This is a genomic window from Bradyrhizobium sp. USDA 4369, assembly GCF_054056435.1.
Window position 1 is genome coordinate 390,465 of the sequence record NZ_JBSRYH010000001.1, and the last position, 26,177, is coordinate 416,641.

Here is a 26,177-nt window from a genome sequence, read left to right on the forward strand (position 1 = left end):
TCACCGCGCTCCGTTCGACGGGTTCGTCGGCACCTGCTTGGCCGCCGGCGCGCGGACGGCCCTGCCGTCATCGCACGGCGTTGCCTGCAGCGCGATGCGACGGTCAAGGCAGACGATCGTGGTATCGTCGGGCAGCGGGCTGGTCGCTGTGATGCCTGCAGCGGCACAGAGCTGGTCGATCACCTCCTTGGGCGTCAGTCCGGCAGGACAGGCATTCAGCGCCGTGACCAGCCCCTTGTCGCCGATCCTGCGGCCCTTCGCATTCGGGAATTCGGGCAGGCCATCGCTGAACAGCAGAAGCAGCGAGCCGGCGGGAAATCTGCGCTTGGAGGTGAGATATTGCACGCCTCGCTCGATGCCGAGCGGAAGGCTGCTCGTATCGCACAGCCGGGCTCGCGCCGCCGGGCCCTGAACCAGGATCGCCGGCGGCGCGCCAGCGGACGCGAACCTGATCTCGCCTTTCTGATGATCCACGACGACGTAGAGGAATGTCGCAAACTGCCCGATGCGCAGCAGCCGGACCAGGCGCTCATTGAGCATCGAGACCAGCGCGCCCGGATCGCCGTGCAGCTCCTTGTATTCGTGGATCAGCGCATGCAGGCGGAAGGTGTTGAGAGCGGCATTGACGCCATGGCCGGTGAAATCAGCCAGAAAGATTCCAAACGATCCGTCGTCGATCGGGAGCACGCCCCAGAGATCTCCCCCGAGCTCCGAGGACGGCCGATTATAGGACGCGATCCGCAGACCGAGCGCGTGCGCCGCCTCCTGCAAGGCCGCAGGCTCGGGCAGCAGCTCGAACTGCATGCGCCGCGCCGCCTCGAGCTCGCGTGAGATGCGCTCACGATAGAAGCGCAACTCGCGCAACGAGTTCCAGCGTTCGATATGCGCGACTACACGTGCGATCAGCTCGGACGGATTGACCGGTTTGGACAGGAAATCAGAGGCACCGCCGGAGAACAGCTCTCCCATCTTCTTGCGGTCGACGGTCGCGGTCTGCAGCAGGATCGGAACGTCGGCAAAGTCGGGGTCGGCGCGCAACTGGCCGCAGACGTCCAGTCCGTTCAGATCCGGCATCTGCATGTCCAGCAGCACCAGGTCCGGCCGGAAGCTCCTGACCTGCTCCAGGGCGGAGCGGCCGCCATCGGCGAATTCCAGCCTGGTGAATTTCTGCTGCCGCAGGACGCCGGCGACGAGCTGGCGACACAGCGGATCGTCATCCGCGATCAGGATCTTTGCGCCGGTGATGTCGTCGCTCAGGATTCTGTCCTCGGAGGTCACCTCGCTCCCCTGTACGCTCAAGGGCATAGCTGAAACTCCAGCCTGACCGTCGTACCGCCGTTCAGCACGGTCACCCGGTCGGAGAACACCTGGAGAATCTCGAGCCCACGCCCCGACATGCCATCTTCGGCTGCGGGCCGCACGCCGCTGTAATCGTAACCATCGCCACTGTCGCGGACCGTGATGGCGAGCGCGGACGACGTCCAATCTGCGTCCAACCAGATCATCGAACTGCCGACCTCCGGAGACTCGAGCTTCGTCTCGATGATCGCCTGGGCGGCGATCAGGCCGTCGAGGCTGCCACGCAGCCCACCGTCGATCCTGAGATTGCCGTGCAGAACCGCGTTCATCAGCGCCTCCTGCACGGCGCTATAAACCCTGATCCGCAGATCCTCGGTGAGCGCAAGACGCTCGCCGAGCGCCTGAACATAGGTCTTCACGACAGAGTGGCGATACGCGGAGCGCGTCGTGATGACGAGACTGAGAACTTTGTCGGCGGACAGATCCGCGCCTTCGTAAGTCTCAGCGGAGCGGTCGAGAAGCCCGGCTTCGATGCATCGACGCGCGGGCCGCGCCAAGGCAGCTTGCAGCGTCTGTTCCGAAGCGCCGTTCCAGCAGGACAGGAACGCGTCTGCAGGAACCTGCCGGTCGACCGACACATACATCGAGGATCACTCCTCCACGGTGAAGAGCGTGTTGAACTTGGTGACCGCGAACATGCGTTTCACCTGCCCGCTCGGCCGCCGCAGGATGAGCTCACGATGATTCTTCTTGGCCTCGTCCCGGGCCAGCAACAGCATGCCGAGACCGGCCGAATCGATGAAGTCCAGCTTGGAAAGATCGATCACGACCGACCGGCCGGGAGCGGCGAAGATTTCCGTCACCATCTGCTTGAACGGAACATGATCGCTGAAGGTGAACTCGCCGCTCATCGCGATCGGACCACCTGCGTTGTCCATGTGGATCTGCATGCTTGTCTCTCCTAAAACAGCTCAATGGTCCCGGTTTGCGAAGGGCTGGCCTCCGTTTCGCTCGGATCGGCCGGCTGCTTGCCTTCGAGAATCTGCGCGACGAAGCGCGACCTCAATTCGCCGAGCGTGAAGCGATCGAGCAGCGTCTTGACCCATTCATTGTCGCTCGTCACCTCCACGACCGGTTCATCCAGGACATCGGCCGTCGTCGTCTTGAGCTCGTCGAGCGCCTCGTCGACCACGCGCAACGTGTCGACCACGTGTTCGAGCCGTTGCCGCGTTCGGTCCTGGAACTGGATGCCCGTGATCATGCCGGCGACGTCGGCCGAGATCACCTCGGCTTCCTTCATGGCTTCATTGACGACTTCGGTCAGGTTGCCGCCGCGCTCGATCAGGGCATTCATGAGCCGCTCGAGACGGTCCTTCGCCATCAGGTTCTGCGACATATCGATGGTCGCGACGCGCTGCAGCGTTTCGTGGCCGTTCTCGATGCCCTGGGTGACAGCATGCAGCTCCGTCGCCATGTCGACGGACAACCGCTGCGTGGCGCTCGACAGCTCGCGAACCTCGCCGGCGACCACACGAAACGCTGCGCCCGCCGTTCCAGCCCGCTCCGCCTCGATCCTGGCATTGAGCGCCAGCATGTTGGTGACGCGGTTGATCTTGTTCAACTCCTCCATGCAGGAGTCGACGCGGTTGACGTTCCCGTTGAGCTCGCTCAACGCATAAACCATCGACATCGCATCCTTCGACAGCAGCAGGATCTTCTCGACGACGTCGCTCAATGTCTCCTCGAGCAGACCCGCGATGCGATCGATCGCGATCGCCTCGCCATCGACCTCGATGCCCATCGCGAGCTTGCTCAGGCTTTCGACGCGTTCGGTCTGCTGCCCCGCGCAGACGGCGAGACGCTGAAACCGGCTGCTCAGACTGTCCGCCTCGGTCTCCACCACGGCGGAGGTCTGCTGGATCTCGCTGACAAGCGTGCGGATCACGCGCTGCTGCATGCCGGCGAACGCGATCCACCGGCGCATCAACTCGTCCTGCTGCGAAGGTGCAACCGGCGCAGGCGCCGGCGATGGCTCCGGACTGGGCGGCTTCGCTGCGGCCGCGCTGCTCTGTTTCCAACCGAACATGGATTACACCCTGACGCCGCGCGCAGCGAGCGACTCGCACCGCTTCAGGACCTGATCGGCAATCTTGTTGAGCGGCAGCTCGATCTCGACTGCGCCACATTCCCGCGCCGCCTTCGGCATGCCGTAGACCACGCATGTCGCCTCGTCCTGGCCGATGGTCGACGCTCCGGCCGAGCGCATTTCCAACAGCCCGAGCGCACCGTCCCGGCCCATGCCGGTGAGGATGACGCCAATCGCATTGAGCCCCGCGGCGTGGGCGACGGACCGGAACAGAACGTCGACCGACGGCCGGTGTCCCGACACGGCCGGTTCGTCGTGAACCCGGCAAACGTAGTTCGCGCCGTTGCGGGCGAGCTCCAGATGGCAGCCGCCCGGTGCGATATAGGCATGGCCCGGCAGCACCCGCTCGCCGCTCTCGGCCTGCTTGACGGTGACTGCGCACAGCTGATTGAGGCGGTTGGCGAAGGACGCCGTGAACATCGCCGGCATGTGCTGCGTGATCACGACGGCGGGCGCATCCGCCGGAAAAGCCATCAACAGCTCCTGCAGCGCTTCGACGCCGCCGGTCGACGCGCCCACCGCAATGATCTTTTCGGACGAATTATACGACACGCCGGGCCGCTGTAGCGGGCGGACCGCGTCTCCAGAGCGCGGCCGGATCTTCGCCGCCGCGGCCGCCTTGACCTTGCTGACGATCTCGTCGCGCAAGGCCGGCAGTCCCTCGACGAGGCCAATGACGGGCTTCGCCACGCAGTCAAAGGCTCCCATCTCCAGCGCACGCACGGCCGTATCCGCACCTTTTTGCGTGAGAGATGAAATCATCAGCACCGGCATCGGACGCAGGGTCATGATCTTGTCCAGAAAAGCGAGGCCGTCCATACGCGGCATCTCGATGTCGAGCGTGAGCACATCAGGATTGAGGGACTTGATCATATCGCGCGCCACAATCGGATTGGGCGCGGCGCCGAGGACCTCGATTCCCGGATCACTTGAAAGGAGATCCGTCAACATCTGCCGCACGAAGGCGGAGTCGTCGACGATCAGAACGCGAATGGCACTCATCTCTTACTGCCTCAAAAAATCTCGACCGACCCGGCCACGGGCTCGACCTGAATTCGTGTCTTGTAGGACGTCTCGTTGCGGACAACGGCATCATGATCGGCGCGCGGCAATTCGAGCAGCATCACGCGGCCGGTCACCGGGAAGTAGTGAACACGGCGCGGCAGCGAGCCGCGCAGGTGATACGCCGCGATGGGAAGGTGTTCCGCCGCCAGATAGTCTTCGACGAAGTCGGCGTTACGATGCCCGATCTTCGCCATGCCATTCAGCACATTGGCGCCGCCGAACACCTTGATCTCCAGGCGGCGTCGGGCGCCGCCCCGGGCGAGAATATCGTTGATCAGCCGCTCCATCGCGACATTGCCATAGCGCATCCCGTCGGACACGTCGCCCCAACCGCCAAAGCTCTCCGGCAGCATGAAATGGTTCATGCCGCCGACCCGGGTTTGCGGGTCACGGATGCAGGCTGCAACACAGGACCCGAGCACGGTGACGAGCATCTCGTCCACGGCGTCGGTGACATAGTGCTCTCCCGGAAATAGCTTGACCGCGATCGCGTCAAAGCGCTCGTCGCGATACTTCCGAGGGCAGGTCAGAAGGTCGTCGGTGACCGAAGCATCCGTCGTTTGACGCCGCCTGCTCTTCGCCTTGATCATCTGCGCCTCCGATAGATCGTTCGTCCGACCAGATCGAAACGCTCGCAGACGCCGAGCAGGTTTTCGGAGTGCCCGGCGATCAGCCAGCCGTCGGGCCTGAGCAGATTGGCGTAGCGGTCGAACAAGCGACGTTGGGTCGGCTTGTCGAAATAGATCACCACGTTGCGGCAGAAGATGATGTCGAAGGGCCCCGACATCGGCCAGGGCCCGAGCAGATTGAGATGGGCGAAAGTGATGAGCCTGCAGAGCTCATCGTTCATGACGACCTCGCTGTCGCGCAGCCGGGTGAACCGCTTGCGATAGGCATCCGGGATACCCTCGGCCCGCTCCAGCTCGTATGCGCCCTCGGCCCCACGGGCGATCACATTCGTATCGAGATCGGTCGCGAGGATCTTGACGTCGCGCTCCATCAGCGCCGTCGGGCCGGCGGCCAAGGTCATGGCGATGCTGTAGGGCTCCTCCCCGGTCGAGCAGCCCGCAGACCAGATCCGCAGGCGCGTCGAATTCCCGCTGAGGAATTCGGGAATGATGACCCGCGAAAGGAAATCGAAATGGTGGGCTTCCCTGAAGAAGCTCGTATGATTGGTGGTGACCGCGTTGATGAAATTGCGCAGCTCATCGTCACCATCATCCGTTTCCAGCAGACGGCAATATTGTGAGAAGTCCGCCAGGCCGAGCGCGCGCAGCCGCCGCCCCAGCCGTCCATGGATGAAGGCACGCTTGCGCTCGCTCAGCACGATGCCGGCCGTATCCATCACAAGCTTGGACAGCTTGCGAAAGTCCTTGTCTTCAAGCGCGAACTGTTCCTGCACCATGGTCTCCCGGCACCCCAGAGAGGCGCCCCCGCACCAACGGGGACGCCGCGTCGCGGCCTAGAATTCCTTCCAATCGACGTCGCCGGCCCCAACCACGCGCCGACGCACCGGCTCCATCTCGGTGGCGCGCGCCGGCGTTGGCGAAGGTCGCGGGGCGGATGCAGGCGCGGGCTTGCCGGCGGGTGCCCGCATCGCCGCGAGCTTGTCCTTGCCAAGCGACCGGTCGACGACCGGATTGCCGGTCTTTGCCGCATAGGGCCGGCCACGCTCGAATTCGGGCAGCACCATGAAACGGCCGACCATCTCCGACATCGTCTCGGTCTGCTCCTCCATCGACTTGGCCGCCGCAGCAGCCTCCTCCACCAGAGCGGCATTCTGCTGGGTCACCTTGTCCATCTGGGTGACGGCGTTGTTGACCTGCTCGATGCCGCCGCGCTGCTCCTGCGACGCCGCCGAGATCTCGGCCATGATGTCGGTGACCCGCTTCACGGACTGGACGATCTCCTCCATCGTCTTGCCGGCGGTGTCGACCAGGCGCGAGCCCGACTCCACCTTGGACACCGAGTCCGAGATCAGCCCCTTGATCTCCTTGGCCGCGTTGGCACTGCGCTGGGCGAGGTTGCGCACTTCGGCGGCGACCACCGCGAAGCCGCGGCCCTGATCGCCGGCGCGCGCGGCTTCGACCGCGGCATTGAGCGCCAGGATGTTGGTCTGGAATGCGATCTCGTCGATCACCCCGATGATGTCGGCGATCTTGCGGCTCGCATGGGTGATGCCCTCCATGGTCTGCACGACCTCGGCCACCACGGTGCCGCCCCTGATCGCGACGTCGGATGCGGATGACGCGAGCTTGTTGGCCTGCTGCGCATTCTCGGCGTTCTGCCGGACGGTCGAGGTCAGCTCCTCCATGCTGGCCGCCGTCTCCTCCAGACTGGCCGCCTGCTCTTCCGTCCGCTGCGACAGGTCGGTGTTGCCGTTCGCGATCTCGCGCGCAGCGCTCGACAGCGTCTGCGAGCTTTCAAGGACGTCGGCAAGGATGGACGACATCGTGTCGAGCAGGCCGTTCACGCCATCGCAGAGCTGGCCGATCTCACCCGACTTACCGTCCGTCGGGATGCGCTCGCGAAGATCATTGTTCTTGGCGGCGTCGACCACCGCCTGGGTCTGCCGCACCGCCGTTTGCAGCGCCTCGGACGCCTTGACCTGCTCGGTGACATCGGTTGCATATTTGACGACCTTGAACGGCTTGCCGTCGGGACCCATGATCGGGTTGTAGCTCGCCTGGATCCAGACTTCGCGGCCGCCCTTGCCGATCCGTCGATATTGACCGGCCTCATATTCGCCACGCGCGAGCTTGTCCCAGAACATGCGGTATTCGGTCGAGCTGCGATAGGCGACATCGACGAAGATCGAGTGATGCTGGCCCTTGATCTCGGCCAGCGAGTAGCCCAGCGTATTGAGGAAGTTGTCGTTGGCGTCGAGGATCTTGCCATCCAAGGTGAACTGGATCACCGCCTGGGCCTTGTTGATGGCGTCGATCTGGCCAGCGAAGTCGGCGTTGCGGATCACATCGCTGGTGATGTCGGTCGCGTATTTCACCACCTTGAAGGGCTTGCCGGACTGATCGAGAATCGGATTGTAGCTCGCCTGGATCCAGACCTCGCGGCCTCCCTTGCCGATGCGCTTGTATTGTCCGGCGTCATATTCGCCCCGCCCGAGCTTGTCCCAGAACAGGCGATAGTCGGTCGACTGGCGATAGACGGGATCGACGAACATAGAATGGTGCTGGCCCTTGATCTCGTCGAGCGAGTAGCCCAGCGTCAGCAGGAAGTTCGCGTTGGCATATTCGATCTTGCCGTCGAGCGAGAACATGATCATCGCCTGCGAGCGATCGATGGCCGCGAGTTGCGACGCCTGGCTGCGGATCTCGGTGACATCCGCCCATTCCAGCATGAAACCCTGGTTGACGCCCTGCGCGTTGCGCATCGCATTGACGCTGAGCGAGATCTTGAGCGGTCCGACGGAAATGTCGGTACGGAACGGCAGATTGGCCGGATTGGCAAGCATCGTCCGCTGATGCGCTGGATTGCGGTGAAAGACGTCGATGCAGGTCCCGACCATGGCGCCGGGATCGAAGGTCGGCCAGACCTTGCGAAACTCCGTGAGGTGCTGGCCGAACAGCTGCTTCGAGGCTTGATTGAGGTATGTGATCTTGAGATCGTTATCGACCAGCATCACGGCGCTTGTGACCTTTTCGACGACGGCCGTCATCTGATCGTCACGGCTCGCTGCGCGGGGCGCTGCCGCCGGAACCTTCGCGGCGGACGGCCGCGGACGACTGCTACGCGACCTTGCCTTCGATTTGGACGCGCCATCGCCCGGAGCGCCGTCCGTGGTGAAGTCCTGCATGATGTTCTCCTCGAAAGTGTCGCTCATGACGATCTCGTAAATTGTAGGGGTTAGGCGGCCGCCGCATCGGCTGCGGCAGACGTACGCGTCATTGACGAAGCCGGGATCCCGAACAGACCGGACAGCGAGACCAGCGTCACCATCCTGTTCTGGATCGCGACCAGCCCCTCCAGGAACTGATCCTCGGTCGGCATGCCCATGTCCGGCACGTCGCGGATCTCCTTCGGATCGACGGAGATGATGTCCGAGACGGTATCGACCAGCAGGCCGACAGTGCGCGTGCCGGCAGCGACGATGATCACCACATGCATGTTGGTCGGCACGGTCACGCCGGTGCCGAACCGGGCACGCAGGTCGAAGATGGGGACGATGATGCCGCGCAGATTGATGACGCCCCGGACATGGGGCGGAGCGTTCGGGATCATGGTCGTTTCGGTCCAGCCCTTGATCTCCCTGACTACCATGATGTCGATGCCATACTCCTCCGCGCCCAGCGTGAAGGTGATGAACTGCTGCGCGTTCTCGCTGACCGCCGCTTCCTGGCCAAACGGAGCGATCGGCTTGTTGTCAGGCTGCATGGGTAAGGTCCTTTGCGGATTCTGGTCTCGATTGCTCCGGGGACGGCAGCCGTTCTGGCGTGCCGCGCATGTCGATTTCGTGCAGGCGCGCAACGTCGAGGATCAGCGCGACGCGGCCATTGCCGAGGATCGTGGCGCCGCTGATGCCGTCCACCGGCTCGTAATTCGCCTCGAGGCTCTTCACCACCACCTGCTGCTGGCCGAGAAGCTCGTCGACGACGATGCCGACGCGGCCGGCGCTCTCGCTCTGCACGATGATCACGATGCCCCGGCATGGATCGCCGATCGCATCGCCGATCGAGAACGCGCGATGCAGATAGACCAGCGGCAGATACTCGCCGCGCAGCGCCAGAACATGGCCGCGGCCGACCACGGGATGAATGTCGGCGGGGAGCGGACGTAGATTCTCGACGATCGCAACCAGCGGAATGATGAACGTCTCGCGCCCGACCGACACCACCATGCCGTCGACCACCGCCAAGGTGAGCGGCAGCGACAGCGTGAATGACGAGCCATGGCCGAAGCGCGAGCGCACCGAGATCCGGCCACCGAGCGCCTGCACGTTTCGCTTCACGACGTCCATGCCGACGCCGCGCCCCGAGATGTTCGAGATCACCTCGGCGGTCGAGAAGGCCGGCAGGAAGATCAGATTGTCGATGTCGTCATCGCTGAGATTGGCGCCTGCAGGCACGAGGCCGCGCGCGCGCGCCTTGGCCAGGACCCTGTCGCGGTTGATGCCGCGGCCGTCGTCCGAGACCTCGATGACGATGCGGCCGCTGCGCTGGGCGGCCGAGAGGTTGATCGTGCCCTGCCGCGGCTTCCCTGCGGCAAGCCGCTCGGCCGGCGGTTCGATCCCGTGGTCGAGCGCGTTGCGGATCATGTGCGTCAACGGATCGTTGAGCTGCTCGATGACCGTCTTGTCGATCTCGGTCATCTCGCCGGAGGTGACGATGCGCACCTCCTTGCCGAGCACGGCGGCCAGCTCGCGCACGATGCGCGGCATCCGCGCGAACACGGATTTGACGGGCTGCGCGCGGATCGCCATCACGCTTTCCTGCAGCTCACGCGCGCTCTGGGCCAGCGCCTCGATGCCCTGAATGAGTTGCGGATATTTGTCGGCCGGCAACGCCAGTCCCTGCTCCGTCAGCATCGCCTGGCTGATCACGAGCTCGCCGACGAGATTCACCAGCCGATCGACCTTGTCGACGTCGACCCGGATCGACTGTGCCAGGGAGACCGCAGCGACCACGGGCGCCGCCGCGCTGCCGGTATCGCCGGACGCAGCCTCGACCGCGGCCGTGGCCGCCTCGAGCAGCTCGATCTGAAGGTCGCAGTCATCCTCGACGAACTCGAACACGTCCTGGATGCCGCTGCGCGGCACCGCCGTTTCGAGCGTGAAGGTCCAGTTGAAATAGGCCGCCTCGGGATCCAGCGCGTCGAGCGCCGGAAGCGCCGAACAATCGACCTCGGTCGCAAGCGCGCCCAGCTTGCGCAGCTGGCGGATCAGGAGCAGCGGCTCGTTCGCCTTCTTCAGCATCTCCGTATGCGGACGGAACCTGATGCGATATGTCTGCTCATGGAGCGGCTTCGCGTCGGACGCGGCGGCCGCAGGGCCAGGCTCGGCCGAGGGGCCTGCGCCCTGCAGGACATGCTGCATGGCCGTGCGGATGTCGACGGCGAAACTCGGCGCGAGCTGCAGCTCGAGCCGCGCCGCATTGACGATGTCGGCCAGCGCATCGCTGGCCCGAAGCAGCAATTGCTTGATCTCGTTGGTCACCGCGATCTTGTGATCGCGCAACGCGTCGAGCAGGCTCTCGAAGGTGTGCGAGAAAGCAACGAGGTCCGTGCAGCCGAATGCACCGGCTCCGCCCTTGATGGAATGCACCGACCGGAAGATCGCATGCAGCGTCTCGTCGTCCTCCTGTCCGCTGGACAACAGTTCGAGATTCGACTGCAAGGCGTCGAGCAGCTCGGCGCATTCCTCGAAATAGGTCTTGCGGAACTGCGCGACCGGATAGGCCTCTTGCTCGGATGCTACGGACATACGCGGTTGACCGTCGCGATCAATTGATCGGGATTGAACGGCTTCACCAGCCACCCCGTCGCGCCTGCCGCCTTGCCGTCGGCCTTCTTCGCGCCATCGCTTTCGGTCGTGAGGATCAGGATCGGCACCGTGCGGTGCTGACTGCCGGCCCGCACGCTCTTGATCAACGAAATGCCATCCATGTTCGGCATGTTGAGGTCGGTGATGATCAAGTCGAACTTGCCGCCGGTCAGCACGTTCAGGGCTGCCTTGCCATCTTCGGCTTCTGCTACGTCGAAGCCAGCCTTCTTCAACGTGAAGGACACCATGTCACGCATGGTCTTCGAATCGTCGACTGCCAGAATTCGCTTGGTCATGTCACTCCATCCAATTGTCAAACTCATGCCGGAGTCCGAGATCGGCGATCGCCGTCCTGAATAACTCGGATGCCTGCGTGATCTTGAAAAGCTTGTTGGCCGCCTTCGCCCCGTGACCGGCGGCAAGGAGAATCTGTACGCATGGCGTCGACATCCGCTCGACGCCGCTCGCATCGAGCAGGATGCTCTCGCGCCCCGACAGCCTGATCAGTTCGTCACGAAGTTGCGACGCCTGCATCAAGTCCAGCATCTGCGGCAGAGGATAGGCTGTCGCGGAAGCGGCTTCAGCGCACGTCTCAATGCTCGGGGTGGTGTCCGCCATCGTTGAACCATCCGTGCGCTGCGGCGACCGAGCCGTTGCGCTCGACGCCCTCAGGCAACCTTGCCGAAGTTGAATTCAAGCCCACCGACGGCCCCCACGCGGCCGCCGTCACTCGATCAAATTGGGTGGAAAGCGATTGTTGTATTGTTAAAGATGAGAGCCGTAATAGTACGGTCGCTCTACCTTGAGATGTCGCCCACCAGGCGCCGTTTCCGCAAGGCATGCCCGCGCGCTCCGCCACAATTGCGAGACGCTCTCCGTCTCATGAGCTGCTCAGCTCGCTGCTATCGCCGACGGACCTGCAGAGAGCGACCGGCACGACAGCAGCCGCCGTTCCGAGCGGCACTGCGGCCCGGCGATCGATCGGAACATCGGTGTTGATGTGGAGACGATCGAACATGTGCTATCGGCTGGGCGAATACACCAGCGCTGATAGCAACGTGTCAGTTAAGAGACTCTCCGCCGATTGCCGTAGTCGGGGCCCGGAACACTACGGCCCGGCGCAGGGGCCGGGCCGGTGATTTACGGGAGTCTCTATGCACGCTGAGATGATCAAGCCGCGCCGCGGCAGGATCGGCGGCGCGGCGGCTGCCGTTTAGCGACGCTGATTGTAGACGTCGATACAGACGGCGCCGAGCAGCACGAGCCCCTTGATCACCTGCTGGTAATCTATGCCGATGCCGAGGATCGACATGCCGTTGTTCATCACGCCCATGATCATGGCGCCCACGACCGCGCCGCCGACCCGGCCGACGCCGCCATAGGCGGAAGCACCGCCGATGAAGCAGGCCGCGATGACGTCGAGCTCGAAGCCGAGCCCCGCCTTCGGCGTCGCGGTGTTGAGCCGCGCGGCGAAGATCAGCCCGGCCAGCGCCGCCAGCACGCCCATGTTGACGAAGGTCAGGAACACGAGGCGCTCGGTCTTGATGCCCGACAGCTTCGCCGCCTTGGCATTGCCGCCGACGGCGTAAATCTGCCGGCCGACCACGGTGCGCCGCGTCATGAAGCCGTAGAGCGCGATCAGCGCGGTCATGATCACGAGCACGTTCGGCAGGCCGCGATGCGAGGCGATCAGATAGGTGAAATACATCAGCGCGCCGGCCAGCACGACGTTCTTGGCGGCGAAGAAGCCGAACGGCTCGACCTCGATGCCATGCTCGACCTCGCGGGCGCGTCCCTTGACGCTGGCATAGACCAGCACGAGCGTCAGCACTGCGCCGATGGCGAGCGAGGTCAGATTGAGATTGCCGGAGCTGGGAATGAGCTCCGGAATGAAGCCCGACGACAATTTCTGGAACGTCGAGGGGAACGGACCGACCGACTGTCCCTGCAGCAGCGCCAGCGCCAGGCCCTTGAACACGAGCATGCCGGCAAGCGTGACGATGAAGGAGGGAATGCCGAAATACGCTACCCAATAGCCTTGGGCCGCGCCGATCGCGGCGCCGACGATCAGGCAGGCGATGATCGCGAGCGGATAGTCGATGTGATAGCGCACCATCAGCACGGCCGCGACCGCTCCGACGAAGCCCGCTACCGAGCCGACCGACAGGTCGATATGCCCGGTCACGATGACCAGCAGCATGCCGAGCGCCATGATGACGATGTAGCTGTTCTGCAGCACCAGATTGGTGAGGTTGAGTGGCTGCAGCAGGGTGCCGTCGGTCATGAACTGGAAGAACAGCATGATGACGAACAACGACATCAGCATGCCGTAGCTGCGCAGATTATTCTTCAGGAAGCCGGCGTGCGACTTCTCTTCCGGGAGTGAAACCGTCTTGTCGGTCATGGCTGGCGTCCTCCCGACCGCTTACGCGGCCGTCTCCTCGTTCTTGATGGCTTCGTTGCGCATGATCGCGCGCATGATCTTTTCCTGTGTCGCCTCCTGGGCGGCGAACTCGCCGACGAAGGCGCCGTCATTCATCACACAGATGCGGTCGCAGATCCCGAGCAGCTCCGGCATTTCCGACGATATCACCACCACACCGCGGCCGGCATCCGCAAGCTCCTGAATGATACAGTAGATCTCGTATTTGGCGCCAACGTCGATGCCCCGCGTCGGTTCGTCCAGGATCAACACCCTGGGATCGGTCATGAGCCATTTCGACAGCACGACCTTCTGCTGATTGCCGCCGGAGAGCTGGCCGGCCTCCTGATAGACGTCGGAGCAGCGGATGCGCATGCGGCCGCGGTAACCGGACGCCGCCTTGAGCTCGGCAATGTCGTCGATCACCCCCTTCGGCGCGACCTGCGAGAGGCTGGCCAAAGTGATGTTCTTGCGGACATCGTCGGCCAGGATCAGGCCGAGCTGCTTGCGATCCTCGGTGACATAGGCAAGCCCGGCATCGATCGCCGCCGGCACGCTGGTGAGATTGACGTCCTTGCCCTCGAGCCGGGCGCGGCCAGAGATGTTGACGCCCCAGGACCGGCCAAACAGGCTCATGGCGAACTCGGTGCGGCCGGCGCCCATCAGCCCGGCGATGCCGACGATCTCGCCGCGGCGCACCTGGAAATCGACGTTCTTGATGACGCGGCGGTCCGGGTGCTGCGGATGGAACACCGACCAGTTCTCCACCGTGAATACCGGCTCGCCGATCTTCGGCTGGCGCTCGGGAAAGCGATGCGCCATGTCGCGGTTGACCATGCTCTTGATGATGCGGTCCTCCAGGACCGGCTCGGCGCGGCAATCGATGCCGTCGACGCTGCGGCCGTCGCGCAGCACGGTGATGCGGTCGGCGACGCGGGCGACCTCGTTGAGCTTGTGCGTGATCAGGATCGAGGAGATGCCCTGCTCGCGGAAGGCGACGAGGCGATCGAGCAGCGCCTGGCTGTCGGCCTCGTTGAGGCTGGCGGTCGGCTCGTCCAGGATCAGGAGCTTGACGCGCTTGGACAGCGCCTTGGCGATCTCGACCAGCTGCTGCTTGCCGACGCCGAGGTCTGTGATCAGCGTATCCGGCGACTCCTTCAAGCCGACCTGGGCGAGCAATTGCTGGGTGCGCCGGTAGACCTCGTCGCGATCGATAACGCCGAAGCGCGACGGCGCATGCGACAGGAAGATGTTCTCCGCGATCGACATCAGCGGGATCAGCGCGAGCTCCTGGTGGATGATGATGATGCCGAGCGCCTCGGAATCATTGATGTCACGGAACCGCCGCTCCTCGCCTTCGAAGATGATCTGGCCCTCGTAGCGGCCATGCGGATAGACGCCGCTCAGCACCTTCATCAAGGTCGACTTGCCGGCCCCGTTCTCGCCGACCAAGGCGTGGATCTCGCCCGGTGCGACGGCGAAGCTGACGTCCCGCAAGGCCTGGACATTGCCGAAGCTCTTGCTGACGTTGCGCATTTCCAGGATTGCGGTCATCGTCTCGTGTCTCTGTTCATGACGCCAACTCGCCCCCGCCGCGCGAGCTTCAGCAAATATGTCCCTCTCCCCGAGACCGGGGAGAGGGAGCTTAAGTCCTCGACCAGGATTACTGGAACTGGGCCTTCTTGTAGTAGCCGCCGTCGACCAGAACCTTCTCCCAATTGCTCTTGTCGACCACGACCGGCTTGAGCAGGTAGGACGGAACGACCTTCACGCCGTTGTTGTAGGTCTTGGTGTCGTTGACCGGGACTTCTTTGCCGGCCAGCGCGGCATCGACCATGTCGGCGGTCACCTTGGCAAGATCGCGGGTGTCCTTGAAGATGGTCGAGTACTGATCGCCGCGCAGGATCGCCTTGACCGACGGCACCTCGGCATCCTGACCCGAGATCACCGGCATCGGCTGATCGGCACTGCCATAGCCCACGCCCTTCAGCGATGAGATGATGCCGATCGACAGACCGTCATAGGGCGACAGCACCGCGTCGACGCGCTTCTTGCCGTAGAAGGCGCTGAGCAGGTTGTCCATGCGGGCCTGGGCGGTGGCGCCGTCCCAGCGCAAGGTCGCGACCTTGTCCATGCCCTTCTGGCCGGAGCCGATCACGAGCTTGCCGGAGTCGAGATAGGGCTGCAGCACCGACATCGCGCCGTTGTAGAAGAAGTAGGCGTTGTTGTCGTCCGGCGAGCCACCGAACAGCTCGATGTTGAACGGACCCTTGCCGTCCTTCAGTCCGAGCTTGTCGACGATCGACTGCGCCTGCAGCACGCCGACCTGGAAGTTATCGAACGTGGCGTAGTAGTCGAGGTTCGGCGTGTCGCGGATCAGGCGGTCATAGGCGATCACGGTGATGCCCTTGGCCTTGGCCTGCTTCAGCACGTCGGACAGCGTGGTGCCGTCGATCGCGGCGATGACCAGCACCTTGGCGCCCTTGGTGACCATGTTCTCGATCTGCGAGAGCTGGTTCGGGATATCGTCCTCGGCATATTGCAGGTCGGTGACGTAGCCGCGATCCTTCAGCACCTTCACGATGTTATTGCCGTCGTCGATCCAGCGCGCCGACGACTTGGTCGGCATCGCGATGCCGACGGTCCCCTTGCTCTGGGCCATTGCGGCGCTGGACAGCGCCAGGGCGCCGAGGCCGGCCAACGCGGCGGCCATGATGGTCTTCAAATTCAGCATGCTTCACTCCCTTTGGATTTTCGAATTTCACCATGAATACGCGATTGCGTATGTTGATACCAGTTAGCTGTTAGGCTGAACGACGCTTGACTGATTGTTCCTCCTCTCAGATCGACAGCTTGACGTCAGGCTCGGCACGACCGCGGGCGCCGACATCGAGCAGAAAGGTCTGGCCATGGCCGGGATCGGCCGCCTTGGCGGCCGCGTCCATGTCCTGCCACGCCGAGGTGACCAGCAGGCGCGACAGGTCCGGGCCGACGAAGGCCGGGCAGCTCGCCTGGCTGGCCGGCACGGCGATGCTGCGCAAACACTCGCCGTACGAGCTATAAACATCGACACAACCGGCGCCCCAGCAGGCATGCCAGATCAGCCCCTCGGCATCGACGATCGCGCCATCGATGCCGCCGGGCCCGCGGCGGCGCAAGAGCACGTCCGGCATGCTGCGCGGCAAGCCCGTTTCCGGATCGAGAACGACGCGATAGAGCACGTTCTCGTCCGTATCGGCGAAATAGCCGACCGATCCGTCCGGCGCGAAGCAGATCGCGTTGGGAATGGTGATGTTCGGGAACAGACGGATGATCTCGCCGCGATGCAGCGCGTAGATCGCGCCAAGCCCGCGCTCCGCCTTGCGGCCCATCGTGCCGATCCAGAACGTGCCGGAGGGATGGACGCGCGAATCGTTCGACCGCGTCGCCGGATTGTCAGCTTCGAGCGGCAGATAGAGCGACAACGCCCCGTCAGCGATGCTGCGGACGTACAGCCCATCCTCGGCCACGATCAGCTGCCGCGCGGCATCGATGCGGCCGAGCGCGCTCGCCATCTTCCCCAGGGCATGGCGGCGAACCTCGCCACTGGCAATCCTGGCCTCGAACAGCAGGCCCTCGCGAATGTCGAACCACCAGGCGGTGTCAGTCGCGGGATCATAGGTCGGGCCCTCGCCGAGATGGCAGCGCTCGGCGCAGAGCACGGTGGTCGGCACCTGCTCCATCATGCGGACGCTCCCCTGCTCGAGAAGCGATACACGGTCTCGTGCTTATAGACGTCGTCGGCCCCAAGGCGGGGGCTTGGAAAATCCGGACGGTTCGGACTGTCCGGCCAGACCTGCGGCTCCAGGCAGATGGCGTCGGATTGGCGATACACCCGCCCCTTGCCGCTGACGGTGGCATCAAGATAGTTGCCGGAATAGACCTGCAGGCCGGGCTGGTCGGTGTGCAACTCCATGACCCGCCCCGAACGCGGCGACTCCAGCCGAGCCGCCAGACGGACCCCAGCGCCGTCGCGCAGGCAGAAATTGTGGTCATAGCCGCGGCCGCATCTGATCTGCGCCTCGTCGGCGCGGATGCGCGCGCCGACCGGATGGGCCTCGCGGAAGTCGAACGGCGTGCCGGCAACGGATTGCGGCGGTCCCTCCAGCGGGATCGCGGTCTCGTCGATCGCCAGAAAGTGGTCGGCTTCGACCGTCAGACGGTGATCGAGAATACCAGTGCCGGCGGCCACGCCGTCGAGATTGAAGAAGCTGTGATTGGTCAGGTTGACGACCGTCGTGCGGGTCGTCCGGGCGCTGAAGCTGACGGCCAGCTCCATCGGACCTGTCAGCTGATAGGTGACACGGACATCGAGCCGGCCCGGATAGTTGGCCTCGCCGTCGGGACTGACATAGAGCATCGTGACCGAGGGCTGGGCGCCATCTTCGGTGGCGACGATCTGCCAGAGCTTGCGGTCGAAGCCGTCGGGGCCACCATGCAATGCATGGGCACCGTTGTTGGCGTCGAGGCGCAGGTCCTGACCGTCGAGCGAAAAGCGTGCCTTGGCGATCCGGTTGGCGTAGCGCCCGACCGTCGCACCGAAATATTTCCGGAGCTTGAGATAGCTCAGCAGGTCGTCATGGCCGAGCACGACATCGTCGACGCGGCCCTGTGCATCCGGCACCAGCAGCGCCTGCAGCGCCGCGCCGTAGGTGATGATCCGCGCCTCGAAACCGTGAGCGCCGCGCAGGGTGACGCGCTCGACGTCACGACCGTCCGGCAGGCTGCCAAACACATCCTTGGTAATCCGCGCCTCCGCCATGGCTCAGTCCTCGAACGGTTCGACGAAGTTGCGGCGGCCGAGCAGGAAGGCGTCGGCCACGAGCCGCAGCGGCGCAAGATCGACGTCGCTCGTGCCGGTCTTCGTCAGCGCGACAAAGCGGCGATACAGGCCGGGATATTCCCGCTCCTTCTCGTCCACCATCACCTGGCCGTCGGCAGCCATGCGCGCGCCGCCTAGCGACAGCTTCAGCTGCCCGGCGTCGGTCTCGATGCGGATGTCCCAGCTCTGCGGCCCGCTCTGGCGGAAATCGAACTCGGCCGCGATCGGCAGATCGCTGGCGGTGGTGAGCGACAGATTGGCCGCGATCGGCGCCTGGCGGTTCGACGGGAAAGACAGCTCCGCCTCGGTCAGGAACACCGGTTCGGGCAGGATGCGCGTCAGGATCGACAGTGCATTGATCCCCGGATCGAACACGCCGAGCCCGCCCGGCTCCCAGATCCAGGCCTGTCCCGGATGCCAGACGCGCACGTCCTCCTTCCAGTCGATGCGGACGCTGCGGATCTGCCGCGAGGACAGCCACGCGCGCGCCGGCTCCACCGCTGGCGCATAGCGCGAGTGCCAGGTCGCAAACAGCGTGCGCTGCCTGGCGCTCGCAAGCGCGATCAGCGGATCGAGCTCGCTGACCGCAGCGCCCGGCGGCTTCTCCAGCATCACATGCTTGCCGGCCTCAAGCGCGGCCTGCGCCTGGGCGCGGCGCACCTGCGGCGGCGTGCACAACGAGACAGCGTCGATCTCGGGACCATCGCGCAGCAGCTGCTCGATCGAGCCGAAATGCGGCAGGCCGGGCAACGAGGCGTTGCGGCTTGCGACCGCCGTCAAGGTCACCCCCTCGGTGGCGGCGATGGCCGGCACGTGCTGGTCGCGTGCGATCTTGCCGAAGCCGACGATGGCGACACGAAGCGCGCTCATCTCAGCGTCCCCAGCGCAGCACGACCGGGTCGAGCCGGCGCGCGATCTCGAGCAGGCCCTTTTGCGTCGCCGGATGAATCGGCGGCTGCGGCGCGCGCAGCGTATCGTGGCGGATCACGCCGCCCACCTTCATCAGGATCTTGCAGGTCGCAAGGCCGCACTGCCGGTTCTCGTAGTTGATCAGCGGCAGCCAGCGCTCATAGGCCGCGGCCGCGGCGTCGCGATCGCCTGCGAAATACGGATCGATGATCTTGCGGATGCCGTCGGGATAGCCGCCGCCGGTCATCGCGCCGGTCGCGCCGGCGTCGAGATCGGCCATCAAAGTGATCGCCTCCTCGCCGTCCCACGGGCCTTCGATGGCCGCGCCACCCGCCTCGATCAGCGCGCGCAGCTTGTCGGCGGCGCGCGGCACCTCGATCTTGAAATAAGCGAGGTTCTCGATCTCCTTGGCCATGCGCGCCAGCAGCGGCACCGACAGCGGCGTACCGGCGACCGGCGCATCCTGCACCATGATCGGAATCGAGATCGCATCCGAGACGCCGCGATAGAATTCGTAGATCGAACTGTCAGGCACACGGAAGGTGGCGCCGTGATAGGGCGGCATCACCATGACCATGGCGGCGCCCTTCTCCTGCGCGCGGCGCGAGCGCTCGGCGCAGACGAAGGTCGAGAAATGCGTGGTCGTGACGATGACCGGCACGCGTCCCGCGACATGCTCCAGCACAGTGGTCATGACAAGGTCGCGCTCGTCATCGGTCAGCACGAACTGCTCGGAGAAATTGGCGAGGATGCAGATGCCGTGGGAGCCGGCGTCGATCATGAAGTCGATCGCGCGCTTCTGGCCCTCGAGGTCGAGGCGACCGTCGGCGTCGAAGATCGTCGGCGCGACTGGAAACACGCCCTTGTATAGCTTTCTGGATGATGCGGTCATGCTGCACCTCTTAGTGATTGTCGCGCGGCACAGGCGAGCCGGTGCGGCCGACCAGGAAGTCGAAATCCACGCCGCGATCAGCCTGCAGCACGTGATCGATGTAGAGCTTCTGATAGCCGCGCGACGCGTGCGGCTTCGGTGGCGTCCAGGCGGCGCGGCGCGTGGCAAGTTCCTCGTCGCTGACATGCAGATGCAGCCGGCGCGCGGCGACGTCGAGCGTGATCATGTCGCCGTTCTTCACCAGCGCCAGCGGTCCGCCGACGGTCGCCTCCGGCGCCACATGCAGCACCACCGTGCCATAGGCGGTGCCGGACATCCGGGCATCCGAGATCCGGATCATGTCGCGCACGCCCTCGCGCAGCAGCTTGGCCGGCAGCGGCATGTTGCCGACCTCGGCCATTCCGGGATAGCCTTTCGGCCCGCAATTCTTCAGCACCATGATGCAGGACGCATCGATGTCGAGCGTGTCGTCGTCGACGGCGTCATGCATCTCCTCGACGCTTTCGAACACGACGGCGCGTCCAGTGTGGTTCATCAGCTCGGGCGAGGCCGCCGACGGCTTGATGACCGCGCCATTGGGCGCGAGGTTGCCGGTGAGGATGGCGATGCCGGCTTCGGACTTGAACGGCGTCTCGAACGGCGTGATCACCTCGGCATTGTAGTTGGGCGCGTCGGCGACGTTGTCCCACAGCGTCTTGCCATTCACGGTGCGCGCATCCTTGTGCAGCAGGCCGCGCTCGCCGAGCGCGCGCAGCACCGCCGGCAGGCCGCCGGCGTAGTAGAAGTCCTCCATCAGGAAGCGGCCCGAGGGCATCAGGTCGACCAGGCAATGCACATCGCGGCACAGACGATCGAAATCGTCGAGCGTCAGCTCGACGCCGACGCGGCCAGCAATGGCGAGCAGATGCACCACCGCATTGGTCGAGCCGCCGATCGCCGCCAGCGTACGGATGGCATTCTCGAAGGCTTGGCGCGTGAGGATGTCCGACGGCTTCAGATCTTCTCCGACCATCTCGACGATGCGCCGCCCGGCCATGCGGGCCAGCAGGTTGCGCCGCGCGTCCGCGGCCGGAATCGCGGCGTTCTCCGGCAGGCCGATGCCGAGCGCCTCGACCATCGACGCCATTGTCGAGGCCGTGCCCATGGTCATGCAACTGCCGGCGGAACGGTTCATGCCCGCTTCGGCCTCGTGGAATTCCTTCAGCGTGATCTCACCGGCACGCAGCTGCTCGCTCATCGAGATGATGTTGGTGCCGGAGCCGATGATCTGGCCGCGATAGACGCCGCGCAATTGCGGGCCGCCGGAGACGCCGATCGCCGGCAGGTCGGCCGAGGCCGCCCCCATCAGGAGCGCCGGCGTGGTCTTGTCACAGCCCATCAAGAGCACGACGCCGTCGAGCGGATGCGCGCGGATCGCCTCCTCGACATCCATCGAGGCGAGGTTGCGGAACAGCATCGCGGTCGGGCGCATCGTCACCTCGCCGAGCGAGGAGACCGGGAATTCGAGCGGATAGCCGCCCGCATCGAGCACGCCCTGACGCACATGCTCGGCGATGACACGGAAATGCGCGTTGCACGGCGTCAGCTCCGACCAGGTGTTGCAGATGCCGATGACCGGGCGGCCTTCGAAGCGGTCCTGCGGCGTGCCGCTGTTCTTCAGGAATGAGCGATAATAGAAGCCCATTTTGTCCTGGCGGCCGAACCACGCCTGGCTGCGCAGCTGCTTGTCTGATTTATCGTTGCTCATTCCTGGTCCGTTCGTGCAACCGATTGCGCATGACGCCGCCGGCCGTTGTAGATGACTTCGATCATGGCCTCGGAGGCGGCCTCGGGTTCTCGCGATGCGATCGCGTCGATGATGCGCTGGTGCCAGACCAGCACGGTGTCGCGATCGGCGGTCTCCACCGGCGCGCTCAGCACGAAGGAGGCGCGCAGCGCCGCCTCGATGACCGCGCCGATCGAGCGCATGAACGGATTGCCGGAGGCATTGGCGATCGCGATGTGCAGGGCAAGGTCGGCATCGGCGAAGGCGACCGAGGTCGACGGCTCACGCTCCATCTGCGCCATCGCCATGCGCATCGCCGCCACGTCGTCGTCGCTGCGCCGTTCGGCCGCCAGCGCCGCCGCCCGCGGCTCGATCGCCAGACGGATCTCGGCGAGGTCGGCGAGGAAGCGCTTGTCGATGCCGGCGTCGAGGTGCCAGGCGAGCACGTCCGGATCGAACATGTTCCAGTCCGAGCGCCCGCGCACCACGGTGCCGACGCGGGCCTTGGTTGACAGCAGTCCCTTCGCGACCAGCGTCTTGACGCTCTCGCGCAGCACCGGGCGCGACACGCCGAACGTCGCCGTTAGCTCGGCGTCCCCCGGCAGGCGCGCGCCCTCGGCCAGACGGCCGGAGATGATATCGATGCCGATGCTGCGGGCGACCTCGGCATGGTTGGAATGGGCGCGTCGCGTCGGAATCGAGACGATATGCGACGTGGTCACGTGCTCACCCCCACGGGTTTGACCCCTGCGGGCTTGACGGACGAGCGGCGCGCGAGCGCCATCAGACCTTGCTGCAGCGCAATGAAGACGAACAACAGAACCCCCGTGGCGATCTTGGTCCACCAGCTCGACAGCGTACCGTCGAAATTGATGTAGGTCTGGATCATGCCCTGGATCAGGACGCCGAGGAAGGTGCCGATGACGGAGCCCTGGCCGCCCGTCAACAAGGTTCCGCCGATCACGACGGCCGCGATCGTGTCGAGTTCGACGCCGACCGCGGAGAGCGAATAGCCGGCCGCCGTATAGAACGAGAAGACGATGCCGGCGAGGCCCGCGAGCACGCTCGACAGCGTGTAGATCCGGATGGTCATCGATCCCACCGGGATGCCCATCAAAGCCGTCGCGGCACGGCTGCCGCCGAGCGCGTAGACATTGGCCCCGAAGCGGGTGAGGTGAAGCAGAAGCGCGCTGAGCACGAGGATCGCGAGCATCGCGATCGCGATCGCGGTGAGCCGCCCTCCTCCAGGAAGCCGGATCGCGAAGTCCGAGACGGCGCTGTAGATCGGCGCGGTGATCGGGATCGACTCGGTCGAGAGCAGGAAGCTGATGCCGCGCGCCAGGAACATTCCGGCAAGCGTCACGATGAAGGGCGGCAGATCGAACACGTGGATGACCGCGCCCATCGCGGCGCCGAACAGCGCGCACAGTACGAGCACAAGCGCAAAGGCCGCAAACGGCGGGATGCCCCAGCGCTCGACGGCGAGCGCGACGAACACCGTGGTGAAGCCGATCACCGAGCCAACCGAGAGGTCGATGCCACCGGAGATGATCACGAAAGTCATGCCGGCTGCGACGATGCCGAGGAAGGCGTTGTCGGTGAGCAGATTGGCGACCACACGCGTCGAGGCGATGTTGGGAAATTGCAGCGCGCACAGCGCAAAACCGGCGACGAGCACGGCGGCGGTGATGGCGACCGAGGTCGAGGCCTTCATGGTTTGCTCCTCCGCCAGCGCGCGGTGAAGCGCGAGAGATCGCCAAGGCGCGGCGACTGCGCCAGGAGGACGGCGAGCACGACGACGGCCTTCACCAGGAGATTGAGCTCCGGCGGATAGCCGGACAGCAGAATGCCGGTGTTCATGGCCTGGATGATCAGTGCGCCGGCCACCGCCAGCACCAGGCTGAAGCGGCCGCCGAACAGCGAGGTGCCGCCGATCACCACCGCAAGGATGGCATCGAGCTCGAGCCAGAGGCCGGCATTGTTGGCATCCGCGCCCATGATGTCGGCGGCAGCGATGACACCGGCGAGCGCGGCGCAGATGCCGCACCAGACATAGACCGACAGGATCATCGCGCGGGTGCCGACGCCCGACAGCTCGCTGGCGCGGGCATTGCCGCCGGTCGCCTCGATCAAGAGCCCCAGCGCGGTGCCGCGCACGACCGCTCCCGTCAGCAGCAGCATGCCGATGGCGATCACGATCGGCGTCGGCAGGCCGAGCACGGCGCCATTGCCCATCCAGACCAGGTCGGGCGAGGTGAAGGTGACGATGCGCCCCTCGGTGATGAGCTGCGCGATGCCGCGGCCCGCGACCATCAGGATGAGCGTTGCCACGATCGGCTGGATGCGCAGCACGGCGACGAGAATGCCGTTCCACAATCCGCACGCCAGGCCGACGGCGAGCGCGGAGGCGATCACCACCGGCAGCGAATGGGTATCGGCGAGGCTCGCCGCGGTGGCGCCCGCGATCGCCATCACCGCGCCGACCGACAGATCGATGCCGCCGGTCGCGATCACCAGCACCATGCCGAGCGACAGCAGCGCCACCGGCGTGCCGCGGTTGAGCACGTCGATGACGCTGCCGAACAGCCGGCCATCCTGCAGATGCAGATTGAAGAATTGCGGCGACACCGCGCGATCGATCATCAGGATCACGATCAGCGCAAACGCCTGCGCGAGGCCGCGGCGGGGGATCCGGAGCGTCATGATGCAGCCTCGTGCACCGGCGCGCCATCGGCCGCGATCGCCGCAAGGATGCTGGAGACCTCGACGGCGTCGCCCTTCAGCTCCTCGACATGGGCGCGGTCGCGCAGCACGACCACGCGGTTGGAATAAGTGACGATCTCGTCGAGCTCCGAGGAAATCACCAGCAGCGCCAGCCCCTGCTCGCACAAGTCGCGGACGAGACGGATGATCTCGGCATGGGCGCCGACATCGATGCCGCGGGTCGGCTCATCGAGCACCAGCAGCTTCGGCGAGGTGGCGAGCCAGCGCGCCAGCAGCGCCTTCTGCTGATTGCCGCCGGACAACAGCCCGATCGGACGCTCCGGATCGGGCGGCCTGATGTCGAGCATGCGGATGTAGCGCATCGCGATCTCGTCCTGCTCACGCCGCGACAGCGGACGGTGCAGGCCGCGCCGCGCCTGCAGCGCCAGCACGATGTTCTCGCGGACAGTGAGATCGGCGACGATGCCCTCGGTCTTGCGCTCCTCCGGGCAATAGCCGAAGCCGAGGCCTGCGGCGTCGCGCGGCGAGTTCAGCCTGACAGCCTTGCCCGCGACACTGGCTTCGCCGCTGTCGGCGCGCTCGGCCCCGAACACGAGCCTTGCCGTTTCGGTTCGTCCCGAGCCGAGCAGGCCGGCCAGCCCGACCACCTCGCCGCGGCGAAGCTCCAGATCGAACGGCGCCACGTACCCCTGCTTGCCAAAGCCCTTGAAGCTGACGCAGACCTCGCGCGCCGTATCGGGCTGGCTCGCGGCGCGTTCGTGGGTGGTCTCGGCGAGCTCGCGCCCCAGCATCATGCGGATGAGATCGAGCCGAGGCAGATCGGTGATGTCGCGCGTGCCGATCAGGCGGCCATTGCGCAGCACGGTGACACGATCGCAGATCTCATAGACCTGATCGAGGAAATGGCTGACGAAGACGATGCCGATTCCATCAGCAGCGAGCTTTCGCATCACCCTGAAGAGAATCTCGACCTCATGGCGATCGAGGCTTGCCGTCGGCTCGTCGAGAATGAGGACGCGCGCCGACAGATCGACCGCGCGCGCGATCGCCGTGATGTGCTGGACCGCCACTGAATAGCTCGCCAAGGGCGCGCCGACATTGATATCCAGGCCGTAGTCGAGCAGCAGCGCATGCGCGCGCCGCCGCATCTCGGCCTGCCGCACGACGCCAAAGCGTGTCGGCTGCCGGCCGAGATAGAGATTCTGCGCCACCGAGAGGTTCGGCAGCAGGTTCACCTCTTGATAGACGGTGGCGATGCCGGCATCGACGGCATCCTTGGCCGAGCGCGGCGCGATCTCATCGCCGGCGAGACGGACAGTTCCTGCATCGCGCGCGAACACGCCGGTGACGACCTTGATCAAGGTCGACTTGCCGGCACCATTCTCGCCGAGCAGCGCGTGGATCTCGCCCTCACCGAGCGTGAAGTCGACATCCTGCAGCGCCTTCAACGCACCGAAGCTCTTGGTCAGGCCACGGATCTCCAGAAGGGAGGGCCGCGCTGCCGGTGGAGCTGAACTATCAGACATGACGAACGACTTGACTACTTTGCGGACGATCTGGCTGGGCGCCTCGACAGTCGTCGTCCCGGCGAACGCCAG

24 protein-coding genes are annotated in these 26,177 nt (G+C 65.0%); all 24 read right to left on the reverse strand.

The window, feature by feature from the left end; translation table 11 throughout:
• Entirely contained in the window at nt 1-1,305 is a 1,305-nt protein-coding gene (locus ACVIJ6_RS01835) for a PP2C family protein-serine/threonine phosphatase (RefSeq protein ID WP_456771222.1), read from the reverse strand.
• Nucleotides 1,296-1,943 carry an ATP-binding protein gene (locus ACVIJ6_RS01840; RefSeq protein WP_456771223.1) on the reverse strand — a complete coding sequence of 216 codons (648 nt, stop codon included), beginning with the start codon at nt 1,941-1,943 and terminating at the stop codon, nt 1,296-1,298. Before ACVIJ6_RS01840 ends, ACVIJ6_RS01835 begins: the two co-directional genes overlap by 10 nt.
• A gap of 6 nt (nt 1,944-1,949) precedes the next feature.
• Complete coding sequence (locus tag ACVIJ6_RS01845) at nt 1,950-2,249, reverse strand: STAS domain-containing protein (RefSeq protein WP_012042366.1); 300 nt, start codon at nt 2,247-2,249, stop codon at nt 1,950-1,952.
• Nucleotides 2,250-2,260: 11 nt separating this feature from the next.
• Entirely contained in the window at nt 2,261-3,283 is a 1,023-nt protein-coding gene (locus ACVIJ6_RS01850; protein WP_456771224.1) for a methyl-accepting chemotaxis protein, read from the reverse strand.
• Nucleotides 3,284-3,388: 105 nt separating this feature from the next.
• Entirely contained in the window at nt 3,389-4,447 is a 1,059-nt protein-coding gene (locus ACVIJ6_RS01855; protein ID WP_456771225.1) for a protein-glutamate methylesterase/protein-glutamine glutaminase, read from the reverse strand.
• Between the two features lie 11 nt (nt 4,448-4,458).
• Nucleotides 4,459-5,100 (reverse strand): chemoreceptor glutamine deamidase CheD, encoded by a 642-nt coding sequence (gene cheD / locus ACVIJ6_RS01860; protein ID WP_456771226.1) that lies wholly within the window; start codon nt 5,098-5,100, stop codon nt 4,459-4,461.
• A complete protein-coding gene (locus ACVIJ6_RS01865; protein WP_456771227.1) occupies nt 5,097-5,915 on the reverse strand; it encodes a CheR family methyltransferase in 819 nt (272 codons plus the stop codon). The genes cheD and ACVIJ6_RS01865 overlap by 4 nt, the downstream gene beginning before the upstream one ends.
• Before the next feature lie 57 nt (nt 5,916-5,972).
• Entirely contained in the window at nt 5,973-8,324 is a 2,352-nt protein-coding gene (locus tag ACVIJ6_RS01870; protein ID WP_456776875.1) for a methyl-accepting chemotaxis protein, read from the reverse strand.
• A gap of 50 nt (nt 8,325-8,374) precedes the next feature.
• Nucleotides 8,375-8,902, reverse strand: coding sequence for a chemotaxis protein CheW (locus ACVIJ6_RS01875; protein ID WP_456771228.1), 528 nt, complete (start codon nt 8,900-8,902; stop codon nt 8,375-8,377).
• Nucleotides 8,892-10,946, reverse strand: coding sequence for a chemotaxis protein CheA (locus ACVIJ6_RS01880; RefSeq protein WP_456771229.1), 2,055 nt, complete (start codon nt 10,944-10,946; stop codon nt 8,892-8,894). Before ACVIJ6_RS01880 ends, ACVIJ6_RS01875 begins: the two co-directional genes overlap by 11 nt.
• Nucleotides 10,937-11,302, reverse strand: coding sequence for a response regulator (locus ACVIJ6_RS01885; RefSeq protein ID WP_012042358.1), 366 nt, complete (start codon nt 11,300-11,302; stop codon nt 10,937-10,939). Before ACVIJ6_RS01885 ends, ACVIJ6_RS01880 begins: the two co-directional genes overlap by 10 nt.
• Nucleotide 11,303: 1 nt before the next feature.
• Nucleotides 11,304-11,624 carry an STAS domain-containing protein gene (locus ACVIJ6_RS01890; protein WP_456771230.1) on the reverse strand — a complete coding sequence of 107 codons (321 nt, stop codon included), beginning with the start codon at nt 11,622-11,624 and terminating at the stop codon, nt 11,304-11,306.
• 595 nt (nt 11,625-12,219) lie between these two features.
• Nucleotides 12,220-13,410: a multiple monosaccharide ABC transporter permease gene (gene mmsB / locus ACVIJ6_RS01895; RefSeq protein WP_456771231.1), complete on the reverse strand. Its 1,191-nt coding sequence runs from the start codon at nt 13,408-13,410 to the stop codon at nt 12,220-12,222.
• A 21-nt stretch (nt 13,411-13,431) separates the two neighbouring features.
• Nucleotides 13,432-14,982, reverse strand: coding sequence for a multiple monosaccharide ABC transporter ATP-binding protein (gene mmsA / locus ACVIJ6_RS01900; RefSeq protein ID WP_456771232.1), 1,551 nt, complete (start codon nt 14,980-14,982; stop codon nt 13,432-13,434).
• A 109-nt stretch (nt 14,983-15,091) separates the two neighbouring features.
• Nucleotides 15,092-16,162 (reverse strand): multiple monosaccharide ABC transporter substrate-binding protein, encoded by a 1,071-nt coding sequence (gene chvE / locus ACVIJ6_RS01905; protein ID WP_456771233.1) that lies wholly within the window; start codon nt 16,160-16,162, stop codon nt 15,092-15,094.
• Nucleotides 16,163-16,268: 106 nt separating this feature from the next.
• Nucleotides 16,269-17,150 (reverse strand): SMP-30/gluconolactonase/LRE family protein, encoded by an 882-nt coding sequence (locus ACVIJ6_RS01910; RefSeq protein ID WP_456776876.1) that lies wholly within the window; start codon nt 17,148-17,150, stop codon nt 16,269-16,271.
• Nucleotides 17,150-18,229, reverse strand: a complete 1,080-nt coding sequence (locus ACVIJ6_RS01915) for an aldose epimerase family protein (protein ID WP_456771234.1) — start codon at nt 18,227-18,229, stop codon at nt 17,150-17,152. The genes ACVIJ6_RS01910 and ACVIJ6_RS01915 overlap by 1 nt, the downstream gene beginning before the upstream one ends.
• Before the next feature lie 3 nt (nt 18,230-18,232).
• On the reverse strand, nt 18,233-19,159 hold the full coding sequence (locus ACVIJ6_RS01920) for a Gfo/Idh/MocA family protein (RefSeq protein ID WP_456771235.1): 927 nt from the start codon (nt 19,157-19,159) through the stop codon (nt 18,233-18,235).
• A 1-nt stretch (nt 19,160) separates the two neighbouring features.
• Entirely contained in the window at nt 19,161-20,090 is a 930-nt protein-coding gene (locus ACVIJ6_RS01925) for a dihydrodipicolinate synthase family protein (protein ID WP_456771236.1), read from the reverse strand.
• A gap of 10 nt (nt 20,091-20,100) precedes the next feature.
• Entirely contained in the window at nt 20,101-21,837 is a 1,737-nt protein-coding gene (locus tag ACVIJ6_RS01930; RefSeq protein ID WP_172235533.1) for an IlvD/Edd family dehydratase, read from the reverse strand.
• Entirely contained in the window at nt 21,834-22,577 is a 744-nt protein-coding gene (locus ACVIJ6_RS01935) for a FadR/GntR family transcriptional regulator (protein ID WP_456771237.1), read from the reverse strand. Before ACVIJ6_RS01935 ends, ACVIJ6_RS01930 begins: the two co-directional genes overlap by 4 nt.
• Entirely contained in the window at nt 22,574-23,569 is a 996-nt protein-coding gene (gene yjfF / locus ACVIJ6_RS01940) for a galactofuranose ABC transporter, permease protein YjfF (protein ID WP_456771238.1), read from the reverse strand. Before yjfF ends, ACVIJ6_RS01935 begins: the two co-directional genes overlap by 4 nt.
• The gene (locus ACVIJ6_RS01945) at nt 23,566-24,558 is read right to left on the reverse strand and encodes an ABC transporter permease (protein ID WP_456771239.1); all 993 of its coding nucleotides are present in this window, start codon (nt 24,556-24,558) and stop codon (nt 23,566-23,568) included. The genes yjfF and ACVIJ6_RS01945 overlap by 4 nt, the downstream gene beginning before the upstream one ends.
• On the reverse strand, nt 24,555-26,105 hold the full coding sequence (locus tag ACVIJ6_RS01950; protein WP_456771240.1) for a sugar ABC transporter ATP-binding protein: 1,551 nt from the start codon (nt 26,103-26,105) through the stop codon (nt 24,555-24,557). Before ACVIJ6_RS01950 ends, ACVIJ6_RS01945 begins: the two co-directional genes overlap by 4 nt.
• Nucleotides 26,106-26,177: the final 72 nt, after the last annotated feature.